Below are 6,741 nucleotides of genomic sequence, written 5' to 3'. Positions count from 1 at the left end.
GGTCGACCAGTCGGGCGTCGTACTCCAGGTCGCCGCCGACGCGCGCGCCGGGCGCGAGCACGACCCGCCCGCCGAGGACCGTCACGCGCCCGGTCGACCCCGCGAGCCGGACCGCGCCGCCGCCGGCGTTCACGTCGCCCGTCTCGCCGTCGACGACGACCCGGCCGCCGTAGGCGGTGACCGGCCCCCGGACGGTGCCGTTCAGCCGGACGACGCCGCCGAACGCCTGCACGTCGCCGGTGACGGTCGCGCCCTCGGTCAGGACGACGCTCCCCCCGTACGCCCGGAGGTCGCCCTCGACGGTGCCCGCGACGACGGTCCGCGGACCGACCGCGACCGCCCGCCCCGCGACGGTCTCGTTCGGCCCGACCGCGACGGTCGTCAGCGGTCCCGACGGGAGCGGCGCGGCTCCCCCGGCCGGTCCGTCGGCCGTGGTGCTCCCGCCCGCGACGCCGGCGACCCCACCGCCGCCGAGTGGTGCGCCGAGCGCGAACGTCGCGAGCGACGCGAGTACCGCGAGACACGCGAGTGCGGCCGCGGTGCGACGGAGCGACGACACGGCAACGGGTTCCGGAGCGGCGAGTATAGCTCCCGCGGTCGGCCGGGGCGTTCCGGCCAGGCCCGGAAGTGGACGGACCGCCGCACGGCCCGACCGACCCGCGGTCAACAGTCGTCCCGGCCGATGGGGAACGTGGCGGACGTAACCTCGCCGACTGCCTCGACTTCGGCGGGGACCCGGACCGCGGTGGTTATCGTGTGGTCTCCCCGCCCCTCGCAGTCCACGCTCGCCTCGCCGTCGGCGAACTGGACGCCGAAGTCGAACCTCCCGCCGGACGAGCGCGCGGACCCCCGCCACTTGACGCGCTCCACCCGGAGCGCCAGGCACGCGTCGTACCGGTGTTGGAGAACGAGCAGCGACCGCGCCGACAGGTCCGTGCCGTCGACGAACGCCCGCAGTGCGTCGACGTTGGTCGCGGCCGGCGCGTAGGTGAGTGCGTCCCGGTCGCTCGACGAGGCGACCACCCACTCGACGGCGGTCCAGTCCCACGCGGGCGTGAGCGCGGACGATCGGACCACTGGATCGCCCGCCGGGTGGGTGGCCCGTGCGGTAGTCGGGTCGGGGAGACAACTCGTGTACGACTCCTCCGCGGCGTCCTCCGAGGCGGCGACGGTCGGGGAGGGCGACGCCGTCTCGCGGGCGCCGGTTCCGGCACAACCGCTCGCCGCGGCCGCCGCGACGACGCCCAGTACTCGTCGGCGCGAAAGCGGGTCCACGTCCCCTGTGGTGGCTCGCTGCACGAGTGTGTTCGGGCTGTCTCGGGGCGTTTATGCCCGCGGCTCCCCCACCCCGGGACATGAGCGAGGCCGACGCGGACGCCGAGGCGGGCGGGACGCCCGGCCGGGAAGTGTGGATCGAGAAGTACCGGCCCCAGCGGCTGGCCGACGTGGCCGGCCACGAGGACACCGTCTCGCGGCTGGAGAGCTACATCGAGCGGAACGACCTGCCGCACCTACTGTTTGCGGGACCGGCGGGCGTGGGGAAGACCACCTGCGCGGTCGCCATCGCCCGCGAGATATACGGCGACGACTGGCGGACCAACTTCCTCGAACTCAACGCCTCCGACGAGCGGGGGATCGACGTGGTGCGAGACCGGATCAAGAACTTCGCGCGCTCGTCGTTCGGCGGCTACGACTACCGCGTCATCTTCCTCGACGAGGCGGACTCGCTGACCGACGACGCCCAGTCGGCGCTCCGGCGGACGATGGAGCAGTTCTCCGACAACACGCGGTTCGTCCTCTCGTGTAACTACTCGTCGAAGATCATCGACCCCATCCAGTCGCGGTGTGCGGTGTTCCGCTTCTCGCCGCTGGCGGACGAGGCGGTCGAGACGCAGGTGCGCGAGATCGCCGCCGCCGAGGGGATCGAGGTGACCGACGACGGGGTGGATGCGCTCGTGTACGCTGCCGACGGCGACATGCGCCGGGCGATCAACTCGCTGCAGGCGGCCGCCACCACGGGCGAGACCGTCGACGAGGACGCCGTCTACACGATCACCGCGACCGCCCGGCCCGAGGAGATCCGCACGATGGTCGACGACGCCCTCGACGGCGACTTCTCGAAGGCGCGCGCGACGCTTGACGCGCTGTTGACCGAGACGGGGATGGCCGGCGGCGACGTGATCGACCAGATCCACCGCTCGGTGTGGGAGGTGGGTCTCTCCGACCGCGAGGCGGTCAGGCTGATGGAGCGGATCGGCGAGGCCGACTACCGGATCTCGGAGGGCGCCAACGAGCAGGTCCAGTTGGAGGCGCTGTTGGCGTCGCTCGCGCTCGACTCGTCGGCGGCGGAGTGAGGCAGGAATCGCCCCGCACGACGGCGACCGGGTCCCGAGCGGAACCCGGTGTAGAGGCGCGCTCTGACACGGAACGCCGCGCCGGTGCCGACGACGGCTACAGTTCGGGTTCGATATAGATGATATCGATCCGGTCGTCGACTTCGCGGAGCTTCGCCTCTATCTGGGTGATGTCCTCGTCGATCTCGCCGGTGTCGAGGTCGGTGTCGAAGCTCACGTCGGCGGTGACGAGCGCCTTCCCGGGACCGATGAACATGGTGCGGAAGCCGTCGACGTGCGTGACGCCCCGGTGGTTCTGGACGGCCCCTCGAAGCTCCGTCTCGACCGACGCCGGGAGCGACTCGCCGACGATGAGCCGCTTGTTCTCCCACGCGAGCGCGACGGCGAACCCCATCAGGAGCAGGCCGATCAGGACCGACCCGGCGGCGTCGTAGACGGGGTCGCCGGTGGCGCGTTCGAGCGCGAGCGCGACCAACGCGATGCCCGCACCGCCGAGCGCGATGGCGTCCTCGGTGAACGCGGTGAGCGTGGTCACGTCGCTGGTCTGGCGGAACGCCTCCGGGATCCCCGACCAGCCGTACTCGCGGATCTGGCGGGTCAACTCGGCGTAGGCGTTCTTGAACGCGTACGACTCGAAGAGGATGGCTCCGAGGAGTACCGCGACGTTGACCCAGAACGGCTCGACGGGGACGAGTTCGCTGAGGTTGACGCCCCCGATGATGACGGCGCCCGCCTCGCCGCCGCCGTGCCCGCTCGCGGTCAGTGCGGTGTAGCCGTGTTTGAGCGACTCCCAGCCCGCGATGCCGAACAGCAGCACCGAGACGAGAAACGAGTAGAAGAACTGTGACTTGCCGTAGCCGAACTGGTGCGACTGGCTCGGCTCCTGTCCGGACGACCGGATGCCGATCAGCAGGAACACCTGGTTGCCCGTATCGGAGATGGAGTGGTACGTCTCCGAGAGCATCGACGAACTCCCGGTCAGGAGGTAGCCGAGGAACTTGAGGATCGCGATGGCGCCGTTCGCGACGAGTGCGGCGATGACGACTGACTTACTCCCGGCCATGGCCGACGCCACTCCCGCCCGCTTCTTAACCTGCCCGGCTCGCGGTCGCTCGTGGAGCCGCGACGGCGGCGGACCGGACGCGACCGCCGCGCGACCCGCGTCGGCGCGGCCCCGCGAGCGCGCCGACTCGACGGCGCCGGGACGGGGCGGACCGGGACGACGGCCGAACGGTTGAGTAGGCGGCGCCCCACTGGTCGGGCATGCTCACCGTCGTCTCGGACACGCACGGAACCACCGACCACCGCCTCCGCGGGCGGACGCTGGAGGCGGTCCGCGAGGCCGACCGGGTCGTCCACGCGGGCGACTTCTACCGCGAGGCGGTGCTCGACGACTTCCTCGACGTGAACGACTCGCTGTACGGCGTCACGGGCAACAACGACGACGACGCGGTCCGCGCCCGCCTCCCGGCCGAGCGGGTGGTCTCGTACGCGGGCGTGGCGCTCGCGGTCCGCCACCGGAGTCGGAGCGGCGCGACCGGGCTGGCGATGTTCGGCCGCGAGCGCGACGCCGACGCGGTGGTGTTCGGTCACAGCCACGCCCCCGGGTTCGACGACACCGGACCGCTGCCGTTGCTCAACCCGGGAAGTCACGCCCAACCGCGGGGGAACCGCCCGGCGCACGCCGAACTCGAACCCTTGGAGGGGAGGACGGGGCTCTCGGGGCGGTTGGTTACACCCGACGGCGAGACGTTCGAGCGGTTCGAGATACCGGCCCGCGACGGGTGAGGCGACCGTCGCCGGACGCCCCACGGGGAAAGGGGGGGACCGTCCCGGTCGAACCGGGTGGAGCGTGGTGGAGGGCCGAAGCGTCGCGGGAACCGGTATCTGTCCCTTGCGGCGGAGGTATGATATACACGTCGTAGAGTCAAAGACGCGTTTTACCAACCGGTGGTGGTCCGTGGCCCGGCCCGGGACCCGTCGTATCGAGGGGGTACAGCCCGCGAGACGCGTCCCGTACCGCTCGGCGGGCCGCGCGCCTCACCGCCGCGCGTAGAGGTACGCGCCGACGAGTGCGAGCGTGACCAGCCCGCCGAGGAGGAACAGCGCGCCCGGGGAGGCGGCGAGCGTATCGAGGAGCGTCGGCGTGGTGGTCGCCTGCCCGGCGACGGTGTCGGCGCCGAGGTCCGCCGCCGTCTCCCGGGCGGCGGTGACGGTCGAGCGGCCGACCTCCGCCGTCGTCTCCACGTCCTGTATCGAGACGCCCTCGCCGCCCGCACCGCCGTCGCTTCCGGTCGTCGTCGCGCCGCCGGGGGCGCCGACCCCGAGCGCGAACGGGCCGCCGAGCGCCTGTTCGACGGCCGCCGCGCCGACCGTGACCGCACCGACCGCGCCCAGCAGGCGTTCGAGCGTCCCCTTCAGCCCGGTTGTGTCCTCCTCGCGGCCCGCGACCAACACGAGCGCGCGGTCGGCGGGCGCGTACACGTCCATCTCGCGACCCTTCTCGGAGTAGGCGGTGCCGGCCACCTCGACCAGCCCCGCCTCGCGCAGGCGCTTGAGGTGGTACTGCGCGTTCTGGAGGCTGGTGTCCGCGCGGTCGGCCACGTCGCTCGCCGGCCCGGGGTCGGCGTGGAGTTCCGAGAGGAGCCGACGCGCGGTCGCCGACGACAGCGCCGAGAGCACGTCGTCGGCGTCGTCGCCGTCGACCCCAATGACCCGGGGGTCGCGCTCCTCGGCGTCCCCGATGTCCGGCGTGGAGGGCAGGATGTCGGCCATCGGCGGCGGTTTCGCCCCGGCCGCCGTAAGCCTTCCCGTGGTCGCGTCCGGAGCCGCCCCGACTCGACCGACCCGAAAACCTTTGGCTCGGACCTCCGACGGCCGGGCATGGACATTCTCGACACGCTCGCGGAGGCTCTGGCCGCGAACCCCGTGCTCGCGGGCATCCTCGTGGTCCTCCTGATTCTGGTCTTCGGGGCGTACCTGTTCGTCCGCCGGATCTTCGTCAGCGCGAAGGAGGGGTACGACGCCGGCCGACAGGAGCGCTGAGGCGAGCCGAGCGGGTTCGACCGCCGGAGCCGGCAGCGACAGTCGCGGTACCGTCGCGGTTCCGTCGCGGCACAGGGACACGCACTTGTACGGGGCGGTCGACCCCGCGGTATGGTCGCCGCCGCAACCCTCGCAACCCTCGTCGTCGCGGGACTCGCTTCGCTGTTCATGGCGTGGGCCATCGGCGCGGGGTCGTCGGGGTCGACGCCGTTCGCGCCCGCGGTCGGCGCGAACGCCATCTCGGTGATGCGCGCGGGGCTGGTCGTCGGCGTGCTCGGCCTCCTCGGAGCGGTGCTCCAGGGGGCGAACGTCACGGAGGCGGTCGGAACCGCCCTCATCGACGGGGTCACCATCACCGCGACGGCCGCCATCGTCGGGCTGTTGACCGCGGCCGCGCTGGTCGCCATCGGCGTGTTCGCGGGCTACCCGATCGCCACGGCGTTCACCGTCACCGGCGCGGTCGTCGGCGTCGGTCTCGCGCTCGGCGGCACGCCCGCGTGGGGGAAGTACCGGGAGATCGTGGCCCTGTGGGTCGCCGTCCCGTTCGTCGGCGGCGGCGTGGCGTACGCCACCGCCCGCCTGCTCCGAGACGACCGCGTCCCCGAGCCGGTCGCCGTCCCCGCGCTCGGGGGGCTGGTCGCCGCCATCGTCGTCAACATCGGGTTCTCGGTGCTCGGGACCGGCGGCGAGTCGGCCTCGATCGCGGAGGCGCTCGGCGGCCGGCTGGGACTCGGCTCGGTCGGACCGGTCCCGACGGGGGTCGTGCTCGTCACGCTCGCCGCCGTCGCGCTCGTCACGGGCGCGCTCCGCTACGAGATGGGGTACGACGAGGCGGGCGGCCAGCGCCACCTCCTGCTCGCGCTCGGCGCGCTCGTCGCCTTCTCCGCGGGCGGGTCGCAGGTCGGGCTGGCGATCGGCCCGCTGGTGCCGCTGCTCGACTCGGGGCTGTCGATCCCGCTGACGGCGGTGCTCGTCGGCGGGGGGCTGGGCCTGCTCGCCGGGTCGTGGACCGGCGCGCCCCGGATGATCAAGGCGCTCGCGCAGGACTACTCCTCGCTCGGTCCCCGTCGGTCGATCGCGGCGCTGATCCCGAGTTTCATCATCGCACAGACCGCGGTCGCACTGGGCGTCCCCGTCTCGTTCAACGAGATCATCGTCTCCGCGATCATCGGCTCGGGGTACGCCGCGGGCGGCGCGGGCGTGAGCACCCGCAAGATGGTGTACACCGTCCTCGCGTGGGTCGGGTCGCTGGTGCTCGCGCTCGGGCTGGGGTACGGCCTGTTCACCGCCGTCGACGCGGTGATCTGAGGCGGGACGTCGGCGACGACCCGGGGCCACCGGT

7 protein-coding genes and 1 pseudogene are annotated in these 6,741 nt (G+C 72.7%); 4 read left to right on the top strand and 4 right to left on the bottom strand.

From position 1 onward, the window contains the following. Positions 1-559, bottom strand: a pseudogene (locus tag K933_RS08050) (polymer-forming cytoskeletal protein); the annotation flags it as partial. Between the two features lie 104 nt (positions 560-663). Continuing rightward, entirely contained in the window at positions 664-1,275 is a 612-nt protein-coding gene (locus K933_RS08045; RefSeq protein ID WP_023394209.1) for a hypothetical protein, read from the bottom strand. Between the two features lie 80 nt (positions 1,276-1,355). Here K933_RS08045 and K933_RS08040 point away from each other — a divergent pair, with 80 nt between their 5' ends. Further along, complete coding sequence (locus tag K933_RS08040; RefSeq protein WP_023394208.1) at positions 1,356-2,354, top strand: replication factor C small subunit; 999 nt, start codon at positions 1,356-1,358, stop codon at positions 2,352-2,354. A gap of 97 nt (positions 2,355-2,451) precedes the next feature. Here the strand turns inward: K933_RS08040 and K933_RS08035 are convergent, their stop codons facing one another. Further along, the gene (locus tag K933_RS08035) at positions 2,452-3,417 is read right to left on the bottom strand and encodes a cation diffusion facilitator family transporter (RefSeq protein ID WP_023394207.1); all 966 of its coding nucleotides are present in this window, start codon (positions 3,415-3,417) and stop codon (positions 2,452-2,454) included. Between the two features lie 200 nt (positions 3,418-3,617). Between K933_RS08035 and K933_RS08030 the strand changes: the two genes are divergently transcribed. After that, positions 3,618-4,142 carry a metallophosphoesterase gene (locus K933_RS08030; RefSeq protein ID WP_023394206.1) on the top strand — a complete coding sequence of 175 codons (525 nt, stop codon included), beginning with the start codon at positions 3,618-3,620 and terminating at the stop codon, positions 4,140-4,142. Positions 4,143-4,394: 252 nt separating this feature from the next. Here K933_RS08030 and K933_RS08025 read toward each other — a convergent pair whose 3' ends face one another. Then, positions 4,395-5,129: an ArsR/SmtB family transcription factor gene (locus tag K933_RS08025; protein WP_023394205.1), complete on the bottom strand. Its 735-nt coding sequence runs from the start codon at positions 5,127-5,129 to the stop codon at positions 4,395-4,397. Positions 5,130-5,237: 108 nt separating this feature from the next. Between K933_RS08025 and K933_RS18660 the strand changes: the two genes are divergently transcribed. Both K933_RS18660 and K933_RS08020 read left to right on the top strand, forming a co-directional pair. Then, on the top strand, positions 5,238-5,399 hold the full coding sequence (locus K933_RS18660) for a DUF7859 family protein (RefSeq protein ID WP_200862304.1): 162 nt from the start codon (positions 5,238-5,240) through the stop codon (positions 5,397-5,399). A gap of 111 nt (positions 5,400-5,510) precedes the next feature. Then, on the top strand, positions 5,511-6,707 hold the full coding sequence (locus K933_RS08020) for an inorganic phosphate transporter (RefSeq protein WP_023394204.1): 1,197 nt from the start codon (positions 5,511-5,513) through the stop codon (positions 6,705-6,707). Positions 6,708-6,741: the final 34 nt, after the last annotated feature.

This window comes from Candidatus Halobonum tyrrellensis G22, assembly GCF_000495475.1.
In the GTDB taxonomy this organism is placed as follows: domain Archaea; phylum Halobacteriota; class Halobacteria; order Halobacteriales; family Haloferacaceae; genus Halobonum; species Halobonum tyrrellense.
Note: the sequence above shows the minus strand (reverse complement) of the source record. Positions and strands in the feature narration are given on the sequence as shown.